Source organism: Microcella sp. (assembly GCF_030645145.1).
GTDB lineage: Bacteria > Actinomycetota > Actinomycetes > Actinomycetales > Microbacteriaceae > Microcella.
On sequence record NZ_JAUSMI010000104.1, the window covers coordinates 1 to 24,443 of the forward strand.

30 protein-coding genes and 1 pseudogene are annotated in these 24,443 nt (G+C 72.1%); 27 read left to right on the forward strand and 4 right to left on the reverse strand.

Annotated features, from left to right (window positions below; all coding sequences use genetic code 11):
* The 7 genes and pseudogenes from Q7T15_RS07335 to Q7T15_RS07365 form a co-directional block, all read left to right on the forward strand.
* Nucleotides 1-319: pseudogene (locus Q7T15_RS07335) on the forward strand (amidase family protein); the annotation flags it as partial.
* 4 nt (nucleotides 320-323) lie between these two features.
* On the forward strand, nucleotides 324-1,115 hold the full coding sequence (locus Q7T15_RS07340; RefSeq protein WP_304694815.1) for an LLM class F420-dependent oxidoreductase: 792 nt from the start codon (nucleotides 324-326) through the stop codon (nucleotides 1,113-1,115).
* 213 nt (nucleotides 1,116-1,328) lie between these two features.
* Entirely contained in the window at nucleotides 1,329-1,814 is a 486-nt protein-coding gene (rpsP, locus tag Q7T15_RS07345) for a 30S ribosomal protein S16 (protein WP_304694817.1), read from the forward strand.
* A gap of 6 nt (nucleotides 1,815-1,820) precedes the next feature.
* A complete protein-coding gene (locus Q7T15_RS07350; RefSeq protein WP_055897472.1) occupies nucleotides 1,821-2,057 on the forward strand; it encodes an RNA-binding protein in 237 nt (78 codons plus the stop codon).
* Between the two features lie 15 nt (nucleotides 2,058-2,072).
* A complete protein-coding gene (rimM, locus tag Q7T15_RS07355; RefSeq protein WP_304694820.1) occupies nucleotides 2,073-2,720 on the forward strand; it encodes a ribosome maturation factor RimM in 648 nt (215 codons plus the stop codon).
* A 9-nt stretch (nucleotides 2,721-2,729) separates the two neighbouring features.
* Nucleotides 2,730-3,413: a tRNA (guanosine(37)-N1)-methyltransferase TrmD gene (trmD, locus tag Q7T15_RS07360; protein WP_304694822.1), complete on the forward strand. Its 684-nt coding sequence runs from the start codon at nucleotides 2,730-2,732 to the stop codon at nucleotides 3,411-3,413.
* 2 nt (nucleotides 3,414-3,415) lie between these two features.
* Nucleotides 3,416-3,901, forward strand: a complete 486-nt coding sequence (locus Q7T15_RS07365) for a hypothetical protein (RefSeq protein WP_304694824.1) — start codon at nucleotides 3,416-3,418, stop codon at nucleotides 3,899-3,901.
* A 12-nt stretch (nucleotides 3,902-3,913) separates the two neighbouring features.
* On the opposite strand, the gene map is transcribed toward Q7T15_RS07365, so the two are convergent.
* Both map and Q7T15_RS07375 read right to left on the reverse strand, forming a co-directional pair.
* Entirely contained in the window at nucleotides 3,914-4,681 is a 768-nt protein-coding gene (gene map, locus Q7T15_RS07370) for a type I methionyl aminopeptidase (RefSeq protein ID WP_304694826.1), read from the reverse strand.
* Nucleotides 4,678-5,352 carry a TetR family transcriptional regulator gene (locus Q7T15_RS07375; RefSeq protein WP_304694828.1) on the reverse strand — a complete coding sequence of 225 codons (675 nt, stop codon included), beginning with the start codon at nucleotides 5,350-5,352 and terminating at the stop codon, nucleotides 4,678-4,680. Before Q7T15_RS07375 ends, map begins: the two co-directional genes overlap by 4 nt.
* Before the next feature lie 213 nt (nucleotides 5,353-5,565).
* Here Q7T15_RS07375 and rplS point away from each other — a divergent pair, with 213 nt between their 5' ends.
* The 8 genes from rplS to Q7T15_RS07415 all read left to right on the forward strand — a co-directional run bounded on the left by rplS (nucleotide 5,566) and on the right by Q7T15_RS07415 (nucleotide 12,047).
* Nucleotides 5,566-5,913, forward strand: coding sequence for a 50S ribosomal protein L19 (gene rplS / locus Q7T15_RS07380; protein ID WP_304694830.1), 348 nt, complete (start codon nucleotides 5,566-5,568; stop codon nucleotides 5,911-5,913).
* Nucleotides 5,914-6,052: 139 nt separating this feature from the next.
* A complete protein-coding gene (gene lepB / locus Q7T15_RS07385; RefSeq protein ID WP_304694832.1) occupies nucleotides 6,053-6,835 on the forward strand; it encodes a signal peptidase I in 783 nt (260 codons plus the stop codon).
* A gap of 2 nt (nucleotides 6,836-6,837) precedes the next feature.
* Nucleotides 6,838-7,512 carry a ribonuclease HII gene (locus tag Q7T15_RS07390; RefSeq protein ID WP_304694834.1) on the forward strand — a complete coding sequence of 225 codons (675 nt, stop codon included), beginning with the start codon at nucleotides 6,838-6,840 and terminating at the stop codon, nucleotides 7,510-7,512.
* Between the two features lie 10 nt (nucleotides 7,513-7,522).
* Complete coding sequence (locus Q7T15_RS07395) at nucleotides 7,523-7,846, forward strand: DUF2469 family protein (protein WP_055856165.1); 324 nt, start codon at nucleotides 7,523-7,525, stop codon at nucleotides 7,844-7,846.
* A gap of 108 nt (nucleotides 7,847-7,954) precedes the next feature.
* Nucleotides 7,955-8,305 carry a YraN family protein gene (locus Q7T15_RS07400; protein ID WP_304694839.1) on the forward strand — a complete coding sequence of 117 codons (351 nt, stop codon included), beginning with the start codon at nucleotides 7,955-7,957 and terminating at the stop codon, nucleotides 8,303-8,305.
* Nucleotides 8,305-9,837, forward strand: coding sequence for a YifB family Mg chelatase-like AAA ATPase (locus Q7T15_RS07405; RefSeq protein WP_304694841.1), 1,533 nt, complete (start codon nucleotides 8,305-8,307; stop codon nucleotides 9,835-9,837). The genes Q7T15_RS07400 and Q7T15_RS07405 overlap by 1 nt, the downstream gene beginning before the upstream one ends.
* Nucleotides 9,837-11,102 (forward strand): DNA-processing protein DprA, encoded by a 1,266-nt coding sequence (gene dprA / locus Q7T15_RS07410; RefSeq protein WP_304694843.1) that lies wholly within the window; start codon nucleotides 9,837-9,839, stop codon nucleotides 11,100-11,102. Before Q7T15_RS07405 ends, dprA begins: the two co-directional genes overlap by 1 nt.
* A gap of 18 nt (nucleotides 11,103-11,120) precedes the next feature.
* On the forward strand, nucleotides 11,121-12,047 hold the full coding sequence (locus tag Q7T15_RS07415; protein ID WP_304694870.1) for a phosphodiesterase: 927 nt from the start codon (nucleotides 11,121-11,123) through the stop codon (nucleotides 12,045-12,047).
* On the opposite strand, the gene Q7T15_RS07420 is transcribed toward Q7T15_RS07415, so the two are convergent.
* The gene (locus Q7T15_RS07420) at nucleotides 12,044-12,622 is read right to left on the reverse strand and encodes a MarR family winged helix-turn-helix transcriptional regulator (RefSeq protein ID WP_304694845.1); all 579 of its coding nucleotides are present in this window, start codon (nucleotides 12,620-12,622) and stop codon (nucleotides 12,044-12,046) included. The two genes, Q7T15_RS07415 and Q7T15_RS07420, sit on opposite strands and share 4 nt — an antisense overlap.
* 103 nt (nucleotides 12,623-12,725) lie before the next feature.
* Between Q7T15_RS07420 and Q7T15_RS07425 the strand changes: the two genes are divergently transcribed.
* Complete coding sequence (locus Q7T15_RS07425; RefSeq protein ID WP_304694847.1) at nucleotides 12,726-14,873, forward strand: MMPL family transporter; 2,148 nt, start codon at nucleotides 12,726-12,728, stop codon at nucleotides 14,871-14,873.
* Nucleotides 14,874-14,947: 74 nt separating this feature from the next.
* Nucleotides 14,948-15,871 (forward strand): tyrosine recombinase XerC, encoded by a 924-nt coding sequence (locus Q7T15_RS07430; protein ID WP_304694849.1) that lies wholly within the window; start codon nucleotides 14,948-14,950, stop codon nucleotides 15,869-15,871.
* 30 nt (nucleotides 15,872-15,901) lie between these two features.
* Here Q7T15_RS07430 and Q7T15_RS07435 read toward each other — a convergent pair whose 3' ends face one another.
* Nucleotides 15,902-16,426, reverse strand: a complete 525-nt coding sequence (locus Q7T15_RS07435) for a peptidoglycan DD-metalloendopeptidase family protein (protein WP_304694851.1) — start codon at nucleotides 16,424-16,426, stop codon at nucleotides 15,902-15,904.
* Between the two features lie 278 nt (nucleotides 16,427-16,704).
* Here Q7T15_RS07435 and rpsB point away from each other — a divergent pair, with 278 nt between their 5' ends.
* The 10 genes from rpsB (at nucleotide 16,705) to Q7T15_RS07485 (ending at nucleotide 24,308) form a co-directional block, all read left to right on the forward strand.
* Entirely contained in the window at nucleotides 16,705-17,730 is a 1,026-nt protein-coding gene (gene rpsB, locus Q7T15_RS07440) for a 30S ribosomal protein S2 (RefSeq protein ID WP_304694853.1), read from the forward strand.
* Between the two features lie 31 nt (nucleotides 17,731-17,761).
* Nucleotides 17,762-18,589 carry a translation elongation factor Ts gene (gene tsf / locus Q7T15_RS07445; RefSeq protein ID WP_304694855.1) on the forward strand — a complete coding sequence of 276 codons (828 nt, stop codon included), beginning with the start codon at nucleotides 17,762-17,764 and terminating at the stop codon, nucleotides 18,587-18,589.
* A 110-nt stretch (nucleotides 18,590-18,699) separates the two neighbouring features.
* Complete coding sequence (gene pyrH / locus Q7T15_RS07450) at nucleotides 18,700-19,410, forward strand: UMP kinase (RefSeq protein ID WP_304694857.1); 711 nt, start codon at nucleotides 18,700-18,702, stop codon at nucleotides 19,408-19,410.
* Nucleotides 19,407-20,303, forward strand: coding sequence for a DMT family transporter (locus Q7T15_RS07455; protein ID WP_304694859.1), 897 nt, complete (start codon nucleotides 19,407-19,409; stop codon nucleotides 20,301-20,303). Before pyrH ends, Q7T15_RS07455 begins: the two co-directional genes overlap by 4 nt.
* Nucleotides 20,304-20,348: 45 nt before the next feature.
* Complete coding sequence (gene frr / locus Q7T15_RS07460; RefSeq protein WP_182490169.1) at nucleotides 20,349-20,903, forward strand: ribosome recycling factor; 555 nt, start codon at nucleotides 20,349-20,351, stop codon at nucleotides 20,901-20,903.
* Nucleotides 20,904-21,911 carry a phosphatidate cytidylyltransferase gene (locus Q7T15_RS07465; RefSeq protein ID WP_304694862.1) on the forward strand — a complete coding sequence of 336 codons (1,008 nt, stop codon included), beginning with the start codon at nucleotides 20,904-20,906 and terminating at the stop codon, nucleotides 21,909-21,911.
* 35 nt (nucleotides 21,912-21,946) lie between these two features.
* Nucleotides 21,947-22,495, forward strand: a complete 549-nt coding sequence (locus Q7T15_RS07470) for a DivIVA domain-containing protein (protein WP_304694864.1) — start codon at nucleotides 21,947-21,949, stop codon at nucleotides 22,493-22,495.
* Between the two features lie 36 nt (nucleotides 22,496-22,531).
* The gene (locus Q7T15_RS07475) at nucleotides 22,532-23,236 is read left to right on the forward strand and encodes a lytic transglycosylase domain-containing protein (RefSeq protein ID WP_370689118.1); all 705 of its coding nucleotides are present in this window, start codon (nucleotides 22,532-22,534) and stop codon (nucleotides 23,234-23,236) included.
* Between the two features lie 12 nt (nucleotides 23,237-23,248).
* A complete protein-coding gene (locus tag Q7T15_RS07480; RefSeq protein ID WP_304694866.1) occupies nucleotides 23,249-23,551 on the forward strand; it encodes a hypothetical protein in 303 nt (100 codons plus the stop codon).
* Nucleotides 23,552-23,588: 37 nt separating this feature from the next.
* Nucleotides 23,589-24,308 carry an alpha/beta hydrolase gene (locus Q7T15_RS07485; RefSeq protein ID WP_304694868.1) on the forward strand — a complete coding sequence of 240 codons (720 nt, stop codon included), beginning with the start codon at nucleotides 23,589-23,591 and terminating at the stop codon, nucleotides 24,306-24,308.
* The last annotated feature ends 135 nt before the right edge of the window (nucleotides 24,309-24,443 follow it).

Below are 24,443 nucleotides of genomic sequence, written 5' to 3' on the forward strand. Positions count from 1 at the left end.
CGACGTCGTGCTGACCCCGGCGCTCGCGCAGCCGGGCCCGGATGCCGAGGGCTGGCATCGTCGCGGATGGATCGCGAACCTGCGCTCCAACATCGGGTACGCCCCCTACGCCGCGCTGTGGAACCTGCTCGGCTGGCCCGCCGCGGTCGTGCCCGCCGGGTGGAACGACGAGGCCTCGGCGCCGCTCGCGGTCCAGCTCGTCGCGCGCCCCGCTCCCGAGGGCGCGGGGGAGGCGCTGCTGCTCTCGGTCGCCGCGCAGCTCGAACTGCTCGCCCCCTGGGAGCGCACGGCGCGCGCGAGGGCGTCGACCGTAGGGTGAGGGCATGACCATGCGACCCATCCGCATCGGGGTTCAGCTGCAGCCCCAGCACGCGCCGTACGAGCTCATCCGCGACCGCGTCACCGAGCTCGAGGAGCTCGGCGCCGACATCGTCTTCAACTGGGACCACTTCTACCCGCTCTACGGCGAGCCCGACGGCCTGCACTTCGAGTCATGGACGATGCTCGCGGCGATCGCCGAGCAGACGAGCCGCATCGAGCTCGGCGCCCTCGTGAACTGCAACTCGTACCGCAACCCCAACCTGCAGGCCGACATGGCCCGCACGATCGACCGCATCAGCGCCAAGGGCACCGGCACCGGGCGCTTCATCTTCGGAACGGGCTCCGGCTGGTTCGAGCGCGACTACGCCGAGTACGGCTTCGAGTTCGGCACGGTCGGCTCCCGGCTCAACGACCTCGCTCGCGACCTGCCGATCATCCGCGATCGCTGGACGAAGCTCAATCCGGCGCCGACGCGCGACATCCCCATCCTCATCGGCGGCGGCGGCGAGAAGAAGACGCTCCGCATGGTCGCCGAGCACGCGAGCATCTGGCACAGCTTCAGCGACGCCGAGACCCTCGAGCGCAAGCTCGGCATCCTCGCCGGCCACTGCTCCGACGTCGGTCGCGACCCCGGCACGATCGAGATCTCGGTCGAGCTCGGGCGGAAGTCGGCGGCCGAGGCCGACGAGCTCCGGGGCCTCGGGGCGAGCCTCTTCACGATCGGGCTCACCGGTCCCGAGTACGACCTCGCACCGGTGCGCGACTGGCTCGCCTGGCGCGACGGCTCGCGCTGAGCATCCGCCCCTCGATCGGCCGCCTCGCGGGACGTGGCGGACCGCTCGACGCGGGCGGTAGGCGACCGCCCGTGGAATCTGCAAGAATAGGCGGTCGAGTGCTCGCGCGCCCGACCCTCTAATCAGGCCAGCGAGCAACCCTTCCGAGCTTTCGCGCCGAGTGTGCCCCACGCAACCGGCGTCGACTCACCCCGTTCACACTTCTGGAGAATCGTGGCTGTCAAGATCCGTCTCAAGCGCATGGGCAAGATCCGTGCGCCGTACTACCGCATCGTCGTCGCCGACTCGCGCACCAAGCGCGATGGTCGTGTCATCGAGGAGATCGGCAAGTACCACCCCACCGAGGAGCCCTCGGTCATCGAGGTCGACTCGGCCCGCGCGCAGTACTGGCTCAGCGTCGGCGCCCAGCCGACCGAGCAGGTCACCGCGCTGCTGAAGCTCACCGGCGACTGGGGCACGTTCAAGGGCGAGAAGGGTGCCAAGAGCACCGTCCGCTACGCGGAGCCGAAGGAGGCGTTCCAGTTCGACGCCGCCAAGAAGCCCGTCCTCAAGCCCAAGGCCGAGAAGAAGGCCGAGGAGGCGCCCGTCGCCGAGGCTCCCGAGGCGCCCGCCGAGGCCGAGGCCGAGGTCGTCGAGGCTCCCGAGGCCGCCGAGGCGGAGGCCCCCGCGGCCGACGCCGCCGAGGCCGACAAGGCCTAATGCATCGTGCTCGCTGACACGCTGGAACATCTGGTCAAGGGGATCGTCGATCACCCTGACGATGTCGCTGTCGTCGCGCAGAGCACGGGTCGCGGCGAGGTCCTCGAGGTGCGCGTGCACCCCGAGGACCTCGGCCGCGTCATCGGCCGCGGCGGACGCACCGCCAAGGCCCTGCGCACCGTGATCTCGTCGCTCGCCGACGGTCGCCGGGTGCGCGTCGACGTCGTCGACACCGACGCCTAGGCGATCGTGGCCGAGGTGAAGATCCCCCGCCCCGACGCGTCGACCCAGCAGCTCCGGGTCGGCCGCCTCGTCAAGGCGCACGGGCTCAAGGGCGCCCTCAAGCTCGAGCTCTACACTGACGACCCCGATCGGCGATTCACGCCCGGAGCCGTCTTCACCCTGCAGGTGCCCACGAGCTCGCCGTGGCACGGCTCGACGCTCACGCTCGCCGAGCTGCGCTGGTACAACGGCCAGCCCGTCGGATTCTTCGAGGGCGTCGCCGACCGCTCGGCCGCCGAGTCGCTCGTCAAGGCGATCCTCTGGATCGACCAGGACGCCGAGGAGGAGCCCGAGGAGGACGCCTGGTACGACTTCCAGCTCGTCGGCCTCCGCGCGCAGCGCGACGGCGAGGAGGTCGGCCGCGTCGTGCGCGTCGAGCACTTCCCGGCGCAGGACCTCCTCGTGATCGACACGGGCGAGCGCGAGGTCCTCGTGCCCTTCGTGTCGGCGATCGTCCCCGCCGTCGACATCGCCGCGGGCGTCGTCACGATCACGCCGCCGCCCGGCCTCCTCGAGGAGCTCCCCGAGGAGAAGACCGCCGAGGGCGAGGCTCCCGCCGAGCCGGAGCCCGAGAGCGAGCCCGAGAGCGAGACCGCCTCCGAGCCCGAGGAGCGCGAGCTCTAGGCTCGAGCCGTGCGCGTCGACATCGTCACGATCTTCCCCGAGTTCTTCGGGGTCCTCGACGTCTCACTGCTCGGGAAGGCCCGGCAATCGGGGCTCATCGACGTGCACGTCCACGACCTGCGCGACGCGACCCACGACCGCCACCGCACGGTCGACGACACTCCGTACGGCGGCGGCGCCGGCATGGTCATGAAGCCCGAGCCCTGGGGAGAGATGCTCGACGGCCTCGTGACGGAGCGCTCGACGCTCATCGTCCCGAGCCCGGCCGGGCATCCGTTCACGCAGGCGACGGCCCGCGAGCTCGCCGGTCGCGAGCACCTCGTGTTCGCGTGCGGGCGCTACGAGGGCATCGACCAGCGCGTCATCGAGCACTACGCTGACCGCATCGAGGTTCGCGAGCTGAGCCTCGGCGACTACGTGCTCAACGGCGGGGAGGTGGCGGCGATGGCGATCATCGAGGCCGTCGGCCGACTCGTGCCCGGCGTCATCGGCAACCCGGCGAGCCTCGACGAGGAGAGCCACGAGGCCGGCCTCCTCGAGTACCCCAGCTACACCAAGCCCGCGGTGTGGCGCGACCGGGAGGTCCCCCCGGTGCTGCTGAGCGGCAACCACGGCGCGGTCGACGCGTGGCGCCACGAGCAGCGGCTGGAGCGCACGCGCCGCGTGCGACCCGACCTGATCGGTGGGGAATGACCATGGGCGAGCGGATCTGGATGCTCGCGCAGCCGCTCGTCGCAGCCCTCGCGCTCGCGGGCTTCTCCGCTGCCACCGCGTTCCAGGCGGCGGACCGCACGGACCTCATCCCCTCGGTCCAGGCGCTCATCACCGCCTCGTTCGTCTACCCGGGGCTCGCGCTGTCGATGATCGTCAATCAGGCGATCGTCATGGCCCGCCCCGACCGGCGATTGACGACCGCCGAGAAGATCCTCGTCGCGGGCCAGCTCCTCATCGCGGGGCTCCTGGCGCTGACCTCGCTCGAGCCCGGGGCCCTGCTGCTCGGCTTTCTGCTCTGGCCGCTCCTGATCGTCGGCGCCGTCGCGGCGTGCTGGACGATGGCCGGGACGACACTGCGGGAGCGCCGCGCGCAACGGGCGCCGCGCGAGCTCGACGACGACGCGCACCGCGACCTCGACGACCACCCGGGCACGGGCGAGATCGTCTCGGTCGGCCCGCGCGCCTGACCGATCGCTCGCTCAGCCGCGCGCGGTGAGCACGACCGGCCCGTCGGCCGTGATCGCGACCGTGTGCTCGGCGTGCGCGGCGCGCGCGCCCGTGCGGCTCTTGAGCGTCCAGCCGTCGGCGTCGGTGTAGATCTCGTCGGTGTCGTGGATGAACCACGGCTCGATCGCGATCACGAGCCCGGGCTTGAGCTTGAGACCGCGGCCGGCGCGCCCGTCGTTGGCCACGTGCGGGTCGCCGTGCATCGTGCGGCCGACGCCGTGCCCGCCGAAGTCGAGGTTCACCAGGAGGCCGGCGTCGTGCGCGACGTCGCCGATCGCGGCCGAGACGTCGCCCATGCGATTGCCGGGCCGGGCGGCGGCGATGCCCGCGGCGAGGGCGCGCTCCGTCGTGGCGATGAGCCGGGCATCCTCATCGCGGGGGGTGCCCACGATCACGGTCGTCGCCGAATCGCACACCCAGCCGTCGACGGATGCCGCGAAGTCGAGCGAGAGCACGTCGCCGTCGCGCAGGACGTAGTCGAAGGGCAGCCCGTGCAGAGCGGCATCGTTGACGGAGGTGCAGATGACCTTCCCGAACGGCGAGCCGCCGAAGGAGGGGTGGTAGTCGATGTAGCAGCTCTCGGCGCCCTCCGCTCGGATCATCTCGTGAGCGAGAGCGTCGAGCTCGAGCAGGTTGACGCCGACCGCGGCCGCCCGGCTCGTCGCCTCGATGACGCTCGCGACGAAGCGCCCCGCGGGACGCATCTGCTCGATCTCGGCGGGGGTTCTCAGTTCGATCATCGGGACCTCGGGTGCGGCTGCTCGGGCGGCAGCGGGATGTTCGTCGTCAGGTAGTCGGTGCAGAGGCGACGGGTCGCCTCGATGAAGCGCTCGTCGCCGTGCTTGTCGAGCTGGAAGGCCCGGCCGAGCAGCCCGCTCGCCATCTCGATCGCGACCTCGACGTGGAAGACGATGTCGTCGTCCGGCTCGAAGTCGTAGGTCTCGCCGATCTGCCGCGCGAACTCGCGCGCGAGGATCGAGTTGTTGCTCAGCTCGGGGTTGAGGAAGCGCTGGTCGATGACGTCGCCGAACCGGAGGGCGCGGAACCCGGGCTCGTCGCGGTTCATCTCGATGAAGATGTCGAGCGTGCGGTCGAACGAGCTCCACGGGCCGGGAGGAGAGGTGTCGACGTTCTCCTGGACGCGCTCGACGTACCGTTCGAGGTTGCGCACGGCGAGCGCACGGAGCAGGGTCTGGATGTTGGGGAAGTAGCGGTACACGACGCCGACGGAGCTCTTCGACTTCTTCGCCACGGCGCTCGTCGTGACCCCGTCGATGCCGCCCTCGTCGATGAGCGCGGCGGCCGCGTCGAGGAGGGTCTCGATGCGCTCGGCGCTGCGCTGCTGGATCGGCTCGGTGCGCATGACGACCTTGTCGGTCGCGAGCGTCGGTTCCTGCGTTTCGTCGATCATCGACGACATCTCCCCCTCAGAAGCGGTCGCGGCGGGTCGCGGCGGGTGCGGATCTCGCGGATTGGCCGGACGGCGCCCAGTATGGCATCATTTCACTTTGTGCCTCGGCACGGTTCTGCCACAGGGGAGCCGTCGATCGACGAGGCGAGAACCACTCTTCGAAGCCCCTTCCTATCGCGATCGACCTGTGGCGGTGGCAGAGAGCGAACAGCCATGCACATCCTCGACCACGTCGACGCAGCCAGCCTGCGGACCGACATCCCCGAATTCCGCGCCGGCGACACCGTCAAGGTGCACGTGAACATCGTCGAAGGCAGCCGCTCGCGCATCCAGGTCTTCCAGGGCGTCGTCATCGGCCGCTCGAACGAGGGCGTCCGCGAGACCTTCACCGTCCGCAAGGTGAGCTTCCAGGTCGGCGTCGAGCGAACCTTCCCCGTGCACTCCCCGGTCATCGACCACATCGAGGTCGTGACCCGCGGCGACGTGCGCCGCGCCAAGCTCTACTACCTGCGCGGTCTGCGCGGCAAGAAGGCCAAGATCAAGGAGAAGCGCGACAGCTAGGCTGTCGATCGCATTCTCGACAAGGGCTCCGTCGGTCTCCGACGGGGCCCTTCGTCGTTCGCGGGCGGATGCCCGGCGCGCCCCGGGCGGAACCCCGAGCCGGGCGCCGCCTAGACTGGAGCCGAGGCACAGGGGAGTCATGACAGAGAACGCAGCGCAGCCGCCGGATGCGGCATCCCCACCCGCCGACGCCCCCGCGCAGCCGGTCGACGCCCGTGCCAGCCGCCGGCGCAGCGTCCTCCTCTTCCTGCGCGACGTCGTCATCATCGTCGGCGTCGCTCTCCTCATCTCCTTCCTCATCAAGACCTTCCTGATCCGCTCCTTCTACATCCCGAGCGACTCGATGATGAACACGCTCGTGCAGAACGACCGCATCATCGTCAACCAGCTCGTTCCCGAGACGGTGCCGCTCGAGCGCGGCGACGTCGTCGTGTTCCGCGACCCGGGCGGGTGGCTAGCCTCGACGCCTGAGCCGCCGCAGCCGCCGCTGCAGGCCGCGCTCGACTGGGTGGGCTCGGTCATCGGCATCTCCGCGCCCGACAGCGACGAGCACCTCGTCAAGCGCGTCATCGGTCTGCCGGGCGATCGCGTCGTGTGCTGCAACGACCTCGGGCAGCTGAGCATCAACGGCGTGCCTCTCGACGAGCCGTACGTGCGCCTGCCCGCGGGCGCGACAGCCGTGAGCGCCGACGACTTCCAGGCGCAGGTGCCGGAGGACGCGCTGTGGGTCATGGGCGACAACCGCTACGACTCCTCCGACTCCCGCTACAACCGCAGCACGTTCACCGAGGGCTTCGTGCCGTTCGACGACGTCGTCGGTCGCGCCGTCGTGATCAGCTGGCCGATCGAGCGCTGGAGCTGGCTCGACAACTACCCCTTCGTCTTCGACGGCGTCGGCGCCGCCCAGGTGCCGGCCGACTGACCGTGCCGCCCGCCGACCCCACGCTCGACGTCGAGCGATCGCTGCTGCAGGCGGGTGCGCCCGTCGTCATCGGCATCGACGAGGTCGGCCGAGGCGCGATCGCGGGCGTCGTCGCGGTCGGCGCGTGCGCGATCGTTTCGGTGGCGGATGCCGCGCCCGCGGGCCTGCGCGACTCCAAGCTGCTCAGCGCCTCCCGTCGTGCCGCGGTCGAGCCGCTCGTCCGCTCCTGGGCCCTCGCGGTCGCCGTCGGCGAGGCCGAGCCCGCCGAGGTCGACGCGCTCGGGATCATCGCGGCGCTGGGCCTCGCGGGCCGCCGCGCCCTCATCCGGCTCTTCGAGCAGGGCGTCGACGTCGCGGCCGCTGCCGTGCTGCTCGACGGCAGCCATGACTGGCTCACCCCCGCGCTGGTCTCGCCGCCGCGGGTGATCGCGCGCGTCAAGGCCGATCGCGACTGCGCGGCGGTGGCGGGAGCATCCGTCGTCGCGAAGGAGCACCGCGACGCCCTCATGGTCGCCGACCACGAGCGGTGGCCGGCCTACGAGTGGTCGGGCAACAAGGGCTACGGCAGCGCGGGCCACTTCGCGGCGATCGCCGAGCACGGCGCCACCGAGCGCCATCGCCGGACCTGGCTGCGCTCTGTGCTCCCCGCCGCCGACGCCCTGCCGATCACGGTCTAGACTTCGTGCGATGGACGACGACGAATTCGAGGACTACGACCGCGAGGTCGAGCTCGCTCTGTACCGCGAGTACCGCGACGTGGTCTCGCAGTTCCAGTACGTGGTCGAGACCGAGCGGCGCTTCTATCTCGCCAACGAGGTGACGCAGGTCGTGCGCGAGGTCGCGGGCGACTTCTTCTTCGAGCTCACGCTGACCGACGTGTGGGTGTGGGATGTCTACCGGAGCGACCGCTTCGTCAAGAGCGTCAAGGTTCTGACCTTCAAGGACGTCAACGTCGAGGAGCTCGGCAAGAAGGAGCTCAAGCTCCCCAAGGAGCTCGCGCTCGACGAGTAGCGCCGCCGCTCCTCCCCATCACCGCTGATCGGCGGGCTCGCCCCCGATCGCGCATCGTCTGACGTCTGAGCGCGGATGCCCGGCCATCCTCCTTCGCAGGAGGAACCGATGGCACGCAAGGACGTACTGGGTCGCACGGGCGAGCAGCTCGCGGTCGACCACCTGATCGACCGGGGCTACGAGATCGTGGCGCGCAACTGGCGCTGCCCGGTCGGTGAGATCGACATCGTGGCGCGGGATGCCTCGACGACCGTGATCGTCGAGGTCAAGACGCGCGCGGGGCTGGGCTTCGGGCATCCGCTTGACGCGATCACACCCGTCAAGCTCGCCCGGCTGCGGCGGCTCGCGGGAGCGTGGTGCGCCGAGCACGAGCCGGGCGGGCGCGTGCGCGTCGACGCGGTCGCGGTGATCGCGGGTCGCGACGGCATCGTCATCGAGCACGTGCGGCAGGTGTGCTGATGCCCGTCGCCCGCACCCGTGCCGTCGCCCTCACGGGCGTCGACGGCTCGCTCGTCGAGATCGAGGCCGATCTCGCGAACGGCCTCCCCGCCTTCACGATCATCGGCCTGCCTGACACCGCCCTCGGCGAGGCGAAGGACAGGGTGCGCTCGGCGGCCTCCAATTCGGGGCTCGAGCTGCCCTCGCGCCGCGTGACCGTCAACCTCTCGCCGGCGTCGCTGCCCAAGCACGGCTCGGCGTTCGACGTCGGCATCGCCGTGGCGGCGCTCGCGACGACGGGCGCGCTCGCGCTCGAACACGTCGCGGAGACCGTGCACATCGGCGAGCTCGGGCTCGACGGGCGCCTGCGCCCCGTCGCGGGGGTGCTGCCCGCGGTTCTCGCGGCGCGGCGCGCGGGCGCGCGGCTCGTCGTGGTGCCGTGGGGCAACCGGGCCGAGGCCGAGCTCGTGGCGGGCATCCGCGTCATCGCCGCGGCGACGCTGCGCGACGTGCTCGCCGTCCACGGTGCGGAGATCGAGCCGCCCGCCGAGCCGATCGAGCCGATCCCGTCGCCGCCCGTCGTCGAGTCGCGGACGAGCGAGGGGGATCTCTCCGACGTCATCGGCCACCCGGAGGCGATCGAGGCGCTCCAGGTCGCGGCCGTCGGCGGCCACCACCTCATGATGCTCGGGCCGCCGGGGGCGGGGAAGACCCTGCTCGCCTCGCGACTGCCCGGCCTTCTGCCCGATCTCGATGCCGACGCCGCCGTCGAGGTGTCGTCGGTGCGCTCGCTCGCCGGGCTCGGAGTGGGGGAGGGGCTCGTCACGCGACCGCCGCTCGAGGCCCCGCACCACAGCGCGACCACGGCCTCGCTCGTCGGCGGCGGCAGCGGGCTCGTCCGACCGGGGGCCATCTCGCGCGCCGCGCACGGCGTGCTGTTCCTGGATGAGGCACCGGAGTTCCCGTCGGCGGTGCTGGATGCTCTGCGGCAGCCGCTCGAGACCGGCGAGATCACGATCCATCGCGCGCGATCGGTCGCGCGTTTTCCGGCGCGCTTCCAACTGGTTCTCGCCGCCAACCCCTGCCCGTGCGGGCAGGCGGGAACGGGGGACGCGGAGTGCACGTGCACGCCGCACGCGCGGCGTCGATACCTCGCGCGGCTCTCCGGCCCGCTGCTCGACCGGGTCGACCTGCGGCTCACGGTGCGGCGCGTCGGCGCGGTGCAGCTTACGGGTGTGGAGGGCGGCGCGATCACGACCTCGGAGGCGCGCGCACGGGTGGTGGCCGCACGGGAACGCACCCGCGCGCGCTGGGGGGAGCACGGATGGTCGCTCAACGCCCACGTGCCCGGCACGCCGCTTCGCGGCCCACGCTGGCGTCTCGCCCCTGCCGATCGCGCATCGCTCGACCGCGCGCTCGAGCGCGGCGGGCTCACGATGCGCGGCTACGACCGGGTGCTCCGCGTGGCGTGGAGCATCGCCGACCTCGAGGGCGACGATCGCCCGCGCGCCGACCACATCGGTCGAGCGCTCTACCTGCGGAAGGGGATCTGATGATCGACTGGGGCCTCTCAGACGCCGCGGTCGCCGCGCTCGTGCGCGGCGCGGGGCGCGATGGCGATTCCGTCGCCGAGCGCGACGAGGCGATGGCACGGGCGCTGTGGAGCGTCGTCGTCGAGCCGGGCGACGGCGACGCCGGACTGCTACTGGGTGCGGTCGGCGCGGTCGAGGCGGCGCGCATCCTGCTGGAGCGCCCCGCGCCGATCTCGCTCGCGACCGCTACCGGCGGCGAGCTCGCGGGGTCGGCGGCCGAGCGCGCGCTCGGCCGATGGCTGCCGCGCCGACGGCAGGCCGACCTCGTGCGAGCGCTCGAATCGGCCGCCCGCACCCGTGCCCGTCTTCTCGCGCCGAGCGACGAGGAGTGGCCCGCCGCCCTCGACGACCTCGGCGAGCACGCACCGCTCGCGCTGTGGTCGCGCGGCGATGCGACGCTGCTCGCGCGCACGAGCGTCGCGCTCGTGGGTGCCCGGGCGGCGACGGGGTACGGCGAGCACATCGCCATGGAGCTCGCCGCGGGGGCCGTCGGGAACGAGGTGGCGGTCGTCTCCGGCGGGGCGTACGGCATCGACGGCATGGCGCACCGTGCCGTCCTGGCCTCGGGCGGCGATACCGTCGCGGTGCTCGCGGGCGGCGTCGATCGGCTCTACCCGGCCGGTCATGAGGCGCTGCTCACGCGGATCACCGAGCAGGGAGCCATCGTGAGCGAGGCGCCGTGCGGCACTGCGCCGACGCGCTGGCGCTTCCTGCAGCGGAACCGACTGATCGCGGCGCTCGCCGATGCGACCGTCGTCGTGGAGGCCGGGCGCCGGTCCGGGGCGCTCAGCACCGCGCGGCACGCGCTGGCGCTCGGTCGCCCCGTCGGCGTCGTTCCCGGGCCCGTGACGAGCGCGTCCAGCGCGGGGTGCCATGTCATGCTCCGCGAGCATCCGGTCGTGTGCGTCACGACCGTCGCCGAGCAGATGGAGCTCGTGCGGGGCGGGATGGTCGAGGGCGGGGCGGGGGCCTCGGTCGACGACGATGATCCGTCGCGCGGAGCCCCCGACCCCGACGGCATGGTGACCCGAGTGCTCGATGCGCTCCGACCGCGCCGAGCGCAGAGCGTCGCCGAGCTCGCTCGAGCCGTCGGCGAGTCCTCCTCGCGCATCCGCGGCGTGCTCGGGGTGCTCGCGCTCGAGGACCGCGCCGTATCGAAAGGAGACGGGTGGGTGAGGGCCGCAGCGCCGAGGGGAACGCGAACGGGGTTCACCGCGGAGGAGTAGCCTGCTCGCGTGATCCAGATGGGCCAGCATCCCCCCGTCTCGCGCGTCATCGCGCACCTCTCCGACACGCACCTCCTCGGCGAGGGCCGTCCGCTCTACGGGAAGGTGCCGGTGGAGGACCGACTGCGGGTGGCGCTCGAGCGGCTCGAGGCCTCGCCCGTCGATCCGGACGCGATCGTGTTCACGGGCGACCTCGCCGACATCGGCGAGCCGGACGCCTATCGTCGCCTGCGCGCCGCCGTCGAGCCCGTCGTGCAGCGCATGGGCGCGCAGCTCATCTGGGTCATGGGCAACCATGACGAGCGTGCCGCGTACTCCTCGCTGCTCTTCGACGAGGAGCCCAGCGATGCGCCGCAGGACAGGGTCCACGACGTCAGCGGGCTGCGCATCATCTCCCTCGACACGACCGTCCCGGGCTACCACCACGGCGAGCTCGATCCCGCCCAGCTCGACTGGCTGCGCGGCGTGCTGGCCGAGCCCGCGCGGCTCGGCAGCATCCTCGCCCTGCACCACCCGCCCGTGCCGACCCCGCTCGAGGTCATGGCCGTGCTCGAGCTGCACCGCCAGAGCGAGCTGGCCGACGTCGTGCGCGGCTCCGATATCCGCGCCATCCTCGGCGGGCACCTGCACTACTCGACCCATTCGACCTTCGCCGGCATCCCCGTCCACGTCGCCTCGGCCACGTGCTACACCCTCGACCTCGGCGCCGACGCGGGTCGGCTGATCTCCGGCGTCGACGGCGGGCAGTCGTTCGACCTCGTCCACGTCTACGAGGACGTCGTCGTGAGCTCGACCGTGCCGCTGGCCTCCCACCCCGAGGCCACCGGCTTCTCGAGCGAGTACCGCCCGATGATCGAGGGCATGGATCCGGATGTCCGACTCGAGCAGCTCTCCAGCAAGTCCTCGCACCTCAACCTCAACGAGGCGGCGAGCTCCGCGGGCTAGGACTCGGGCGCGGACGAGGGCGGGAGCGGCGACGCCTCGGTCCCGGCAGCTCGACGTCGGCCGTCGGGCGACCGCGGGGGAGCATCCGCCCGCCACGATCGCGGGCGATCGGAGGGCCCCGCGTGCTCGCGATAGGTGTCGACGACGCGCTGCAGGTAGCGCGTGATGACCGCCTGCTCGTCCTCGTCGAAGTCGTGGATCGCGCGATCGACGCCCGTGACCATCGGGACGATGCGGCTCATCGCGCGCCCGACCGACGCGGGCTCCGGCACGACGAGCGTCCCGCGCCGGTCGTCGGGGTTCGGGGTGCGGCGCACGTGCCCGAGCCCTTCGAGCCGATCGATCACGGTCGTGACGGCCGCGGAGGAGAGGTCGAGTCGCTCGGCCAGCGACGTGGGGCTGAGGGCCCCCGCCACGATGAGGTGCTGCATCGCGCTGAGGTCGGTGGGGTTCACCGACAGGGCGCCGCCGAGCGACCGCTCGAAGTCCTCCGTGACGTCGAGCAGCTCGCGCAGCAGGAGGGTCGCGGGGTGCGAGGGGCCGAAGCGAGGAGGCGCCTCGGGGGATTCGCTCATGGGCCGAGTCTACCGATAACTCATTCGATGATCTAGTATTTCGATCATCGAGAGATATCGTCCCGCCGCGAGCGATCGCGGATCGTCCCGAGGAGCCCTCCCCATGATCGCGATCTCGCGCTTCATCACCGCCGCCCGAACGTCCTGGATCGTCCTGCTCGCGGGGATCGTCGCGACCGCCGCGCTCTTCGTGATCGCCGGCTACCAGTCCGCCGACTCCGCGCCCCCCGTGGGGCTCCCGGATTCGGCCGAGTCGATCCAGGCGGCGGACCTGCAGGAGCAGTTCCGCGACGACGACGCGACGAGCGGCATCCTCGTCTTCGGCCGCGAGAGCGGGGAGCTGAGCGACGACGACATCGCCGCGATCACCGAGCGCGCGGGCGAGCTCGGCGACATCGCGCTCGACGGATCCCTGCCGCCCCTGACCGTCTCGGATGACGGCACGACCGCGCTCGTGGCGGTGCCGCTCGAGATCGAGGAGAGCGTCTCCGTCCAGGCGGATCGCGCCGAGGAGATCCGTGCGATCGCATCGGAGGGGCTGCCCGACGGCGTCGAGGTCTGGTTCACAGGAGCGGAGGGCTTCCTCGTCGACATCTCGGCCGTCTTCGAGGGCGCCAACTTCGTTCTCCTGGGGGTCACGGCGCTCGTCGTCGCGGTGCTGCTCATCGTGACCTACCGCAGCCCGATCCTCTGGATCGTTCCGCTCGCGGTCGTCGGCGTCGCCGACTTCATCGCCGGCATCGCGGCCCGCCTGGTCGCGGACGCCGCGGGCATCACCCTCGACGGCTCGGTCACGGGCATCCTCTCGGTGCTCGTGTTCGGTGCGGGCACGAACTACGCGCTCCTGCTCATCGCCCGCTATCGGGACGAGCTGCGCCTGCACGCCGACCGCCGCGAGGCCATGGCGATCGCCCTGCGCGGTGCGGGCCCCGCGATCATCGCGAGCGGCTCGACCGTCGCTCTCGCGCTCGCCACGCTGCTCTTCGGCGAGCTGTCGGGCAACCGCTCGCTCGGCCTCGCGGGCGCCGTGGGGATCGTCGTCGCGATGGCCTACGCCCTGCTCGTCCTCCCCGCCGCGCTCGTCGTCTTCGGCCGCTGGCTCTTCTGGCCCCTCGTGCCCCGCTACGGAACCCCCGACACGATCTCGCGCAGCCCGTGGGGCAGGCTCGGCCGAGCGGTCAGCAAGCGCCCAGTGATCGTCGCGATCGCGGGCTTCGCGGTGCTCGGCGCGTTCGCCTCGGGGCTCACGACGCTCGACGTCGGGCTCTCGCAGAACGACCGCTTCATCGTCAAGCCCGAGGCCGTCCTCGGTCAGGAGCGCCTCGCGGAGGCCTTCTCGGCGGGCAGCACCGCCCCCGCAGCCGTGATCGTCCCCGCGGAGGACGCCGCTGACGTAAGCGACGGGCTCACCGACATCGACGGCGTCGTCGAGGTGCGCCCCGGGCCGTCCGACGACGACATCGCGCAGCTCGACATCGTGCTCGACGCCGACCCGGAGAGCCAGGAGGCGTTCGCGATTATCGCCGACGTACGGCTGGCGCTCGACGACCTCGGCGACGGCTCCGGGCTCGTCGGCGGCATCGACGCCGAGGGCCTCGACCTGCGCGACGCACAGCAGCGCGATCAGAACCTCGTGATCCCGCTCATCCTCGTGCTCGTGCTCGCCGTGCTCATCGTGCTCCTGCGCTCCCTGCTGGCGCCCGTGCTCCTGCTGATCGCGGTCGTGGCGAGCTTCTTCAGCGCGGTCGGGATCGGCTCGGTCCTCTTCGAGACCGTCTTCGGGTTCCCGGGCGTCGACACGAACGTGCTGCTGTTCAGCTTCCTGTTCCTCGTCGCGCTCGGCGTCGACTACTCGATCTTCCTCGTCACGCGCGCCAAGGAGGAGGTCCCGATGCTCGGGACGACCGAGGGCATGGTGCGCGCCCTCGCGGCCACGGGCGGCGTGATCACGAGCGCCGGGATCCTGCTCGCCGCGGTCTTCGCGGTGCTCGGCGTGCTGCCGCTCATCACGCTCACGCAGGTCGGCGTCATCGTCTGCATCGGCGTGCTGATCGACACCCTCCTGGTCCGAACCGTCATCGTGCCCGCGATGGCCTTCATCGCGAAGGACCGCTTCTGGTGGCCGCGCCGCCCCGAGCTCTCGGACGCGGAGGCCGCCGCGCGCGGCGCGAACGGGCAGGCAGCGCGGATGCCCGACGCCGTCGTCGACGCCGCCCCGGCGGCCCCGCGCGAGGCCGTCCCGACTCGCTGACCCTGTTCGCCCCTCGAGCCCCGTCCCGGCCTGTCGCCGGGGCGGGGGCCTCGGCGAGGGCGCATGCTGGGGGAGTGCACGATCCGGTGAGCGCCCTGAGCGAGGCGATCGGCGCCTACCTGCGCGCGGTCGCGCTCGAGCGCGGTGCCTCGCCGCACACCGTGCGGGCCTACCGGGGCGACCTCGAGACGCTCGCCGCGTTCATCGAGGCGCGCGGAGCCGAGCCCGACCCGGCGCTCCTCGATCTCGAGCTGCTGCGCGAATGGGTCTGGCAGCAGAACGCCGCGGGACTCGGCGCCTCGACGCTCGCGCGTCGCACCTCGACGGTGCGGGGGTTCACCGCATGGCTCGCGCGCACGGGCCGTGCGCCGGCGGACGCGGGCGCCCGACTGCGCGCCCCGCGGGCCGATCGCCATCTGCCGCGCGTGCTGACGCGCGGCCAGATCGACGGTATCCTCGCCGGCCTCGACGCCCGCGCCGCGACCGACGACCCCCTGGCCCTGCGCGACCGCGCGATCGTCGAGCTGCTCTACGCGAGCGCGCTGCGCGTGAGCGAGCTCGTCGGGCTCGACCTCGCCGACGTCGACGACGCGCGCCGCACCGTCCGGGTGATGGGCAAGGGGGCCAAGGCGCGCATCGTCCCCTTCGGGATCCCCGCCCAGCGCGCCCTCGACGCGTATCGCGAGCGCGGCCGGCCCGCGATCGCGGCGCAGCGCTCCGGAGCCGCGCTGTTCCTCGGCGCCCGGGGGGCGCGCGAGTCGACGCGCGGCGTCTACGCGCTCGTCGCGGGCCTCCTCGCCGACCTCCCCGGGAGCGGCCCCGCCGGTCCCCACGCTCTGCGGCACACCGCAGCGACGCACCTCCTCGACGGCGGTGCCGATCTGCGGGCGGTGCAGGAGATCCTCGGCCACGCGAGCCTCGGCACGACGCAGATCTACACGCACGTGAGCGCCGAGCGCCTCGCGGAGGCGTACCGCACGGCGCATCCGCGGGCCTGAGCCGCAGGCCGGTGCGCCCGCGCAGCGCGCTCACCCGTCGAGCGGCAGGAGCACGGCCCGCTGCAGACCGCCGAGCCACCGCAGGGGCGAGACGTAAACCCCCGCCTCGCGCACGCCGAGGTGCACGCAGGGGCTGGCGCAGTGCCCCGGCTCGAGCTCGCCGATCGGGTCGCCCGCCGCGACGACGTCGCCCGCCGCGACCGCCGAGGTCACCGGCTCGACCGTCACCAGGAGCGGTCCTGACCGGATCGTCACGACGCCGCGATCGACGACGCGCCCGGCGAAGTGGATCGTCCCTCCCGTCGCGGCCCGCACGACCGCTCCGGAGCTCTCGGCCCGCAGGTCGACGCCGCGATGGCCGGCGCCGTACGGCGTCGGCGGGGCGACGAACGGGCGCTCGACGACGCTCGGGCCCTCGACGGGCCACTCCCAGCCCGGGGCGGGTGGCGAGACCGTCGCGTCGTGCGGGAGCGGGGCCGCCGCGGCAGCGGCCGAGGGGCCGCTCGCGAGGACGAGCGCGAGCACGGCGAGAGGGGCGAGCGATCGGGGGCGCATGCCGATGATCGTGCGCGATCCGGGCATCCGGTCGGACGTCGCGGAGGCGACCGGGGGAGAGCGCGACCGCCGCGCCCGGTGCGGGGGAGCGGTGATATGCTGGCCCACGCAGTCGGCATGTCCGGCTGACTTCGCGTGCCCATCACGGCGCACACCCCCATCAGTCCCGAACGACTCCCCGGAAACGGGGAGCAGTCGCGCGGGTCGGGGGCAGCTGCCGGGCACCAGGGCCCCTCCCGTCGGGCGGGGCGACAACTGAGAACAGAAGGAGTACGGCCATGGCCGTCGTCACCATTCGCCAGCTGCTCGACAGCGGCGTGCACTTCGGGCACCAGACCCGCCGCTGGAACCCGAAAGTCAAGCGCTTCATCCTGACCGAGCGCAGCGGCATCCACATCCTCGACCTGCAGCAGTCGCTCGCCTACATCGACACGGCCTACGACTTCGTCACCGAGACGGTCGCCCACGGCGGCACCATCCTCTTCGTCGGCACCAAGAAGCAGGCGCAGGAGTCGATCGCCGAGCAGGCCACGCGCGTCGGCCAGCCCTACGTCAACCAGCGCTGGCTCGGTGGTCTGCTGACCAACTTCCAGACCGTGTCCAAGCGCCTCGCGCGCATGAAGGAGCTCGAGGAGCTCGACTTCGACGACACCACCAAGGGCTTCACCAAGAAGGAACTGCTGATCAAGAAGCGCGAGCTCGACAAGCTGCACAAGTCGCTCGGCGGTATCCGCAACCTCACCAAGACCCCGAGCGCCATGTGGGTCGTCGACCCCAAGCGCGAGCACCTCGCGATCGACGAGGCCAAGAAGCTCGGCATCCCCGTGATCGGCATCCTCGACACGAACGCCGACCCCGACGAGCTCGCGTACCCGATCCCGGGCAACGACGACGCCATCCGCTCGGTCGCGCTCCTGACGCGCATCATCGCCGACGCGGCCGCCGAGGGCCTCATCCGCAAGCACCAGAAGCCCGAGGCCGAGGGCAACGTCTCGGCCGTCGAGCCGCTGGCCGAGTGGGAGCGCGAGCTGCTCGAGCAGGGCGCCGCCGCGAACGAGGCCCCGGCTGCCGCCGAGGAGCCCGCAGCCGAGGCCGCTCCCGCCGAGGAGCCCGCAGCCGAGGAGCCCGCCGCTGAGGCGACCGAGGCCCCCGCGGCCGAGGAGGCCCCCGCGGAGGAGGCCCCCGCCGCCGACGAGCCCGCCGCGGAGGAGGCGCCCGCCGAGGCCGCCCCCGCCGAGGAGCCCGCCGCGGACGAGGCGACGGCCGACGAGGCCGAGACCCCCGCCGCGACGCCCGCTCCGTAACCCGACCAGAACCACGAGAAGGAGTCCCTCCATGGCCAATTTCAGCCTGGAAGACGTCAAGAACCTGCGCGAGCGCCTCGGCACCGGCATGGTCGACACGAAGAACGCTCTCGTCGAGGCCGACGGCGACGTCGAGAAGGCCGTCGAGATCCTGCGCCTCAAGGGTGCGAAGGGCAACGCGAAGCGCGCCGATCGCTCCACGAGCGAGGGCCTCATCGCCGCACACGAGTCGGTCGGTGCCGCGACGCTCATCGAGCTCGCGTGCGAGACCGACTTCGTCGCGAAGGGCGACAAGTTCGTCGCCCTCGGTGACAAGGTGCTCGCCGCCGTCGCCGCCGCCGGCGCGTCGACCGTCGAGGAGGCCCTCGCGGCCCCCGTCGACGGCACGACCGTCGCCGCCGCGATCGACGACGAGGCCGCGATCATCGGCGAGAAGATGGAGCTGCGTCGCGTGGCGCGCGTGGAGGGCGAGAGCTTCGCCGTCTACCTGCACCGGACGAACAAGGACCTCCCGCCGCAGGTCGGCGTGGTCGTCGCCTACACGGGCGACGACGCCGAGACCGCTCGCAGCATCGCGCAGCACATCTCGTTCGCCGACCCGCAGTACCTGTCGCGCGACGAGGTGCCGAGCGACGCCGTCGAGAACGAGCGCCGCATCGTCGAGGAGATCTCGCGCAACGAGGGCAAGCCCGAGGCCGCCCTGCCGAAGATCGTCGAGGGCCGCGTCGGCGCGTTCTTCAAGCAGGTCGCGCTCCTCGAGCAGGACTACGCCCGCGACAACAAGCTGTCGGTCGCGCAGGTCCTCAAGGACGCCGGACTGACCGTGACGGGCTTCGCCCGCTTCAAGGTCGGCGCCTAGCACCGATGAGACGGGGTCCGGGTCGCGAGAGCGATCCGGACCCCGTTCCCATGCGCGGGCCGAACTTCACTACCCTGACAACGACATCCCCCACGGAAACAGAGGACCTCATGACCGAACGCCGCCGACGTGTGATGCTCAAGCTCTCGGGTGAGGCGTTCGGCGGTGGCTCCCTCGGCGTGAACCCCGACGTCGTTGGCGCGATCGCCCGCGAGATCGCCGAGGCGGCGAAGGACGTCGAGGTCGCGATCGTCGTCGGCGGCGGCAACTTCTTCCGCGGCGCCGAGCTCAGCCAGCGCGGCATGGATCGCGGGCGCGCCGACTACATGGGCATGCTCGGAACCGTCATGAACGCCCTCGCCCTGCAGGACTTCCTCGAGCAGGCCGGCGCCCAGGTGCGCGTCCAGTCGGCGATCCAGATGACGCAGGTCGCCGAGCCGTACATCCCGCTGCGCGCCGAGCGCCACCTCGAGAAGGGCCGCGTCGTCATCTTCGGCGCCGGGGCGGGCCTTCCCTACTTCTCGACCGACACGGTCGCCGCCCAGCGCGCGCTCGAGATCAGTGCCGACGAGGTGCTCGTCGCGAAGAACGGCGTCGACGGCGTGTACTCGGACGACCCGCGCCGCAACCCCGGCGCCCAGAAGCTCGACGAGATCACCTACCAGGAGGCGCTCGTGAAGGGCCTCAAGGTCGTCGACTCGACCGCGTTCAGCCTCTGCATGGACAACCGCATGCCGATGATCGTGTTCGGCATGGAGCCCGAGGGGAACATCGCGCGCGCGATCCGCGGCGAGCGCATCGGCACGCGCGTCTCGGCGTGATCGCCGCGCTCCTCATCGCCGGGGGAGCGCTCGCCCACGCGGCGTGGAACGTCGTCCTCAAGGCCTCGCCGGCCGCGGGCATCCGCTTCGTCGCGATCACGGTCGCGCTGTCGACCGTGCTCCTGGCTCCGTTCGGGGCACCCGTCCTCCTGCCCGCGCTCGTCGAGCGTCCCGCCACGGCCGGCCTGCTGCTCGCGAGCGGCGCGCTGCACTGCGGCTACTTCCTCCTCCTGCAGCGCGCGTACGCGGCCGCCGACGTCTCGGTCGTGTACCCGCTCGCCCGCGGCACGGGCCCGCTCCTGAGCGTCATCGCGGCCGTGCTCGTCCTGGGGGAGCGCCCCGCGCCGATCGCCCTACTGGGAGCGGGCGTCGTCATCGCGGGCGTCGTCGTCATCGGTTTCGCAGGGGCCCGGCCGTCGGCCGCCTCCGCGGCCTCCGACCCTGCGACGGATGCCCGCGGCCGGCACCGCCGCGCCGTCGGCGTCGCGCTCGGCGCGGCCGTCGGCGTCCTCATCGCGGCCTACACGGTGCTCGACGCCGTCGCGGTGACCGCCGCGGGGCTGAGCCCGGTCGGCTACTTCTGGGGCTCGCTCGTCGTGCAGCTCGCGATCCTCGCGCCGTGGCTCGTCGCGAGCCCGACGGCGACGGTGCAGGAGGCACGACGGCACCCGCGCGCGATCGTCGCCGTGGGCATCCTCTCGCCCCTCGCCTACCTCCTCGTGCTCGCCGCCTACGCGCACGCTCCCGTCGCGATCGTGGCCCCCGCCCGCGAGGCGAGCGTGGTGCTCATCGCGCTCGCGGGCTGGCTGCTCTTCCGCGAGCCGCACCCCGCGCAGCGCCTGATCGGCAGCGCCGTGGTCGTCGCCGGCGTGGCCCTCCTCGCCTCCGGCTGAGCGACCGCCCACTACACTCGACACCGACCCACGAAGGAGTTGCCCGTGATTGCCGATGTGCTCGCCGAAGCCACCGAGAAGATGACCAAGGCCGTCGAGGTCGCGAAAGAGGACTACGCGACCGTGCGCACGGGCCGCGCGAACCCGCAGCTCTTCCAGAAGATCCTCGTCGACTACTACGGCACCCCGACGCCGCTCGGCCAGCTCGCGAGCCTGCAGAACCAGGACGCCCGCACGCTCGTCATCACGCCCTACGACAAGAGCGCGCTGAAGGAGATCGAGAAGGCGATCGTCAACTTCCCGAACCTCGGCGCGAACCCGAGCAACGACGGCACGATCGTCCGCGTGACGATGCCCGAGCTCACGGAGGACCGCCGCAAGGAGTACGTGAAGATCGTCAAGGGCAAGGCGGAGGACGCCAAGGTCGCGATCCGCAACATCCGCCGCAAGGCGAAGGAGGACCTCGACAAGCTCAAGAGCGAGGTCGGCGACGACGAGGTGGCCCGCGCCGAGAAGGAGCTCGAGGCCCTGACGAAGAAGCACACCGACGGTGTCGACGAGGCGCTCAAGAAGAAGGAAGCCGAGCTCCTCGAGGTCTAGATGACCGACTCGACCCCGGGCGCTCCCGACGCCGCGAGCCCCCTCGACCCCAGCCCCGCGGCCGCCGCCCGCCGCCGCCGCGGCTCCGCCGCGCGCGCCGACGTCGAGGCGCGCATCCACGACGTCGAGAGCGCCCTGCTCGATCTCGAGGCGCGCGCCCGCGAGATGGATGCCCGCATCGAGGCGCGCGCGGGCAGGAACCTCCCCAAGGCCATCTTCTTCGGCCTCATCCTCGGTCTCTCGCTGCTGTTCAGCCTCATCGTGGTGAAAGAGCTGTTCATGCTCTTCGGGGCGGCGCTCATGGTCTTCACCGTCTACGAGCTCGCGAGCGCGCTCCGGTTCGCGGGGCGCGACATCCCGCGCATCCCCCTCGTCATCGCGTCGCTCGCGATCGTGCCGGCGGCCTTCTACCTCGGCGCCGAGGGGCTGTGGTGGTCGTTCCTCGCCGGCATCGCCTTCGTGAGCCTGTGGCGCATCGTCGAGTCGGTGCGGCCGTCGATGCGCGGGCCGGGCGTCTCGCTCCCGACCGACCTGGGGGCGGGCGTCTTCGTGCTCGCCTACGTCGCGCTGCTCGGCGGCTTCGCGATCGTCATGACGGCGGAGGAGGGCGGCCAGTGGTGGACCCTCGCCTACCTCATCGTCGTCATCTCGATCGACACGGGCGCGTACGCCTCCGGGCTCGCGTTCGGCAAGCACCCGATGGCGCCCCGCATCAGCCCGAAGAAGACGTGGGAGGGCTTCGCCGGCTCGGTCGTCGCGGCGATCACGGCGGGCATCCTCCTCGCGTGGCTCATGCTCGGCGAGGAGTGGTGGGTCGGTCTCATCCTCGGCCTCGCTCTCGTGGGCACGGCGACGCTCGGCGATCTGACCGAGTCGCTCATCAAGCGCGATCTCGGCATCAAGGACATCTCGACGTGGCTCCCGGGCCACGGCGGCTTCCTCGATCGGCTCGACTCGATCCTCCCGTCGACGATCGTCGCGTACGTGCTCTTCACCCTTCTGGGATGACGAGCTCGGCGACGGCCCTCGGGCAGAATGGTCGGGTGACCTCGACCTTCCCGCTCGCCCGCAGGGGCAAGCCCGGCTACGACATCGACGAGGTCGAGACCTTTCTGGCGGATGCCCGGCGCGCGTACAGCGCGATCGACGGGGGCGGCCTCTCGAGCGACGTCATCCGGCACACCGCGTTCCGCGTCGTGCGCCGAGGCGGCTACTCCGTGCGCCACGTGGATGCCGCTCTCGAGCGACTCGAGGAGGCCTTCGCCGCGCGCGAGCGCGACCGCGCGATCGCCGAGCGCGGCGAGGAGGCCTTCTACGCGGAGGTGCGTCAGACGGCGCAGGAGCTCGTGGACCGGCTCGCCCGGCCGGAGGGTCGTCGCTTCCGCCGCTCGAGCGCCCTCGCCCGCGGATACCACCCCGCCGACGTCGACGCGTTCGCCGATCGGGTCGCCGGATACTTCCAGCACGGCGACCCGCTCGCGGTCGATGCCGTGCGCACGATCGCCTTCCGCAGTCGCTTCGGAGGCTACGACGAGACGCAGGTCGACGTCGTCCTGGACGCCGTCATCCGGGTCATGCTGGCCGTTCGCTGAGTGGCGGAGGCGACCCTCGGGTAGACTCCTGTGATCGTGGGTAAGCACAACGCGCAGTTCACGCGCCCCGCCGCTTCGACGTCGCGCTCCTCGCAGCGCACGTCGACCCGGCCCGGAGGCGCCGCCCCCCAGCGACCCCTCTCGCTCGAGCGCCACGTCCGCTCGCCCTGGTCGCTCCCCGTCTTCAGCTCGATCGCGGTCGTCTCGCTCGCGCTCGTGTCGATCTCCGACACGTCGACTCCGGCCGCCGCCATCGAGACGATGGCCCCCGCCTCGCCGATCGTCGGTCAGGAGTTCACGGCCACGGCCGAGCACTCGATCGCAGCCGCGGTCGCGAGCTACGAGATCGTCGAGCCGGCCCCCGAGCCTGAGCCCGAGACGGAGCCCGCCGCCGCGGCCGCCGCCTCCTTCGGCGCTCCCGCCGCCGGCACGCCCGATCCGGGCTCGGCGAAGGCCATCGCCGCCGACATGGTCGCCGCGCGCGGCTGGGGCGCGGGCGAGTTCGACTGCCTCGTCGCGCTCTGGAACAAGGAGTCGGGCTGGAACGTCTACGCCATGAATCCGAGCTCGGGTGCATACGGCATCCCGCAGTCGCTCCCCGGCAGCAAGATGGCGACGGCCGGTGCCGACTGGCAGACCAACCCGGCGACCCAGATCACGTGGGGCCTCGGCTACATCCAGGGCCGCTACGGGACCCCGTGCGGCGCCTGGGCGCACAGCCAGGCCGTCGGCTGGTACTAGCGGGCCGCTGCGGTGCCCCGCTCCAATCGGCCGCGCGGTCGCCGCGCCTCCGGTGACGACGACGACGCACTCGACCTCGATCGCGTGCGCCGCGGACTCAAGCGCGTAGAGACGAAGCGCTCGGGGGAGTGGAACGTCCAGCCCGTGACCGCCGCGGGCGCGATCAAGGCGTACGTGTGCCCCGGCTGCCGGGGCGAGGTGTCGGTCGGCATCGCGCACCTCGTCGCGTGGCGCGCCGACGGCCTCCTCGGCGAGCAGGCCGCTCTCGCCGACCGTCGCCACTGGCACGAGCACTGCTGGCGGATCGCGCCATGATCGCCGGCGCGGCCTCGACGTGCGAGAGGATCGTTCCGTGACCGAACTCATCCGCGGAGGCTCCCTCCTTCCCGCCCGTCGCGAGAACATCGAGCTGCGCACGCCCGACGGCCTGACCCTCGTGGGCGAGCTCAGCCTCCCCGCCGATCGCGAGCCGGTCGCGACGCTCGTCTGCCTGCACCCGCTGCCGACCGCCGGCGGGTTCATGGACTCGCACATCATCCGCAAGGCCGCCGCGCGCCTCCCCGCGCTCGCCGATCTCGCCGTCCTGCGCTTCAACTTCCGCGGCGTGTCGAGCCCGCGGGGCCGGTCGGAGGGCGATTTCGGTCACGGCGACGCCGAGGGCTTCGACCTCGACGCCGCGGTCGCGTTCGCGGAGGACCGCGCGCTGCCGAACCGGTGGCTGCTCGGCTGGTCCTTCGGCACGGAGGTCGCGCTCAAGCACGGCCTCGAGCACGACCTCGTCGGCGCGATCCTGCTCTCCCCGCCGCTGCACCGCACGAGCGAGGACGAGCTCGAGGCGTGGGCGGGCAGCGGGAAGCGTCTCGTGGTCGTCGTCCCCGAGCTCGACGACTACCTGCGGCCCGCCGAGGCGGAGGAGCGCTTCGCCGTCGTGCCCGAGCGCGAGCTCGTCGCCGTCGAGGGCGGGAAGCACCTGTGGGTGGGCGAGAACCAGACCTATCGCGTGCTCACCGAGATCGTCGAACGGCTCAACCCCGCGGCGCTCCCGCTGCCGACGAGCTGGCCGCAGGCCTAGCTGTACTCGGCAGGGACCTTGGTGACACTTCCGGTCTTGTGAAACAGGAGAACCTCCGGGCTTAGTGGAGATGTCTAACGTCTTCACGATCACACGGAGGTTCTCGTGTCCCAGGGTAGGACTGTCCGCCCGCGC

Bases quoted from the DNA above. Each gene is read 5' to 3' on its own strand.
- dprA (WP_304694843.1), top strand. From the start codon at position 9,837: ATGATCGACTGGGGCCTCTCAGACGCCGCGGTCGCCGCGCTCGTGCGC.
- Q7T15_RS07375 (WP_304694828.1), bottom strand. From the start codon at position 5,352: ATGATCGACGAAACGCAGGAACCGACGCTCGCGACCGACAAGGTCGTC.
- Q7T15_RS07425 (WP_304694847.1), top strand. From the start codon at position 12,726: ATGATCGCGATCTCGCGCTTCATCACCGCCGCCCGAACGTCCTGGATC.
- map (WP_304694826.1), bottom strand. From the start codon at position 4,681: ATGATCGAACTGAGAACCCCCGCCGAGATCGAGCAGATGCGTCCCGCG.
- rplS (WP_304694830.1), top strand. From the start codon at position 5,566: ATGCACATCCTCGACCACGTCGACGCAGCCAGCCTGCGGACCGACATC.
- Q7T15_RS07340 (WP_304694815.1), top strand. From the start codon at position 324: ATGACCATGCGACCCATCCGCATCGGGGTTCAGCTGCAGCCCCAGCAC.
- Q7T15_RS07400 (WP_304694839.1), top strand. From the start codon at position 7,955: ATGGCACGCAAGGACGTACTGGGTCGCACGGGCGAGCAGCTCGCGGTC.
- Q7T15_RS07420 (WP_304694845.1), bottom strand. From the start codon at position 12,622: ATGAGCGAATCCCCCGAGGCGCCTCCTCGCTTCGGCCCCTCGCACCCC.
- pyrH (WP_304694857.1), top strand. From the start codon at position 18,700: ATGACCGAACGCCGCCGACGTGTGATGCTCAAGCTCTCGGGTGAGGCG.
- Q7T15_RS07405 (WP_304694841.1), top strand. From the start codon at position 8,305: ATGCCCGTCGCCCGCACCCGTGCCGTCGCCCTCACGGGCGTCGACGGC.
- lepB (WP_304694832.1), top strand. From the start codon at position 6,053: ATGACAGAGAACGCAGCGCAGCCGCCGGATGCGGCATCCCCACCCGCC.
- tsf (WP_304694855.1), top strand. From the start codon at position 17,762: ATGGCCAATTTCAGCCTGGAAGACGTCAAGAACCTGCGCGAGCGCCTC.
- Q7T15_RS07395 (WP_055856165.1), top strand. From the start codon at position 7,523: ATGGACGACGACGAATTCGAGGACTACGACCGCGAGGTCGAGCTCGCT.
- rpsB (WP_304694853.1), top strand. From the start codon at position 16,705: ATGGCCGTCGTCACCATTCGCCAGCTGCTCGACAGCGGCGTGCACTTC.
- Q7T15_RS07435 (WP_304694851.1), bottom strand. From the start codon at position 16,426: ATGCGCCCCCGATCGCTCGCCCCTCTCGCCGTGCTCGCGCTCGTCCTC.
- Q7T15_RS07415 (WP_304694870.1), top strand. From the start codon at position 11,121: ATGGGCCAGCATCCCCCCGTCTCGCGCGTCATCGCGCACCTCTCCGAC.
- Q7T15_RS07465 (WP_304694862.1), top strand. From the start codon at position 20,904: ATGACCGACTCGACCCCGGGCGCTCCCGACGCCGCGAGCCCCCTCGAC.
- Q7T15_RS07365 (WP_304694824.1), top strand. From the start codon at position 3,416: ATGGGCGAGCGGATCTGGATGCTCGCGCAGCCGCTCGTCGCAGCCCTC.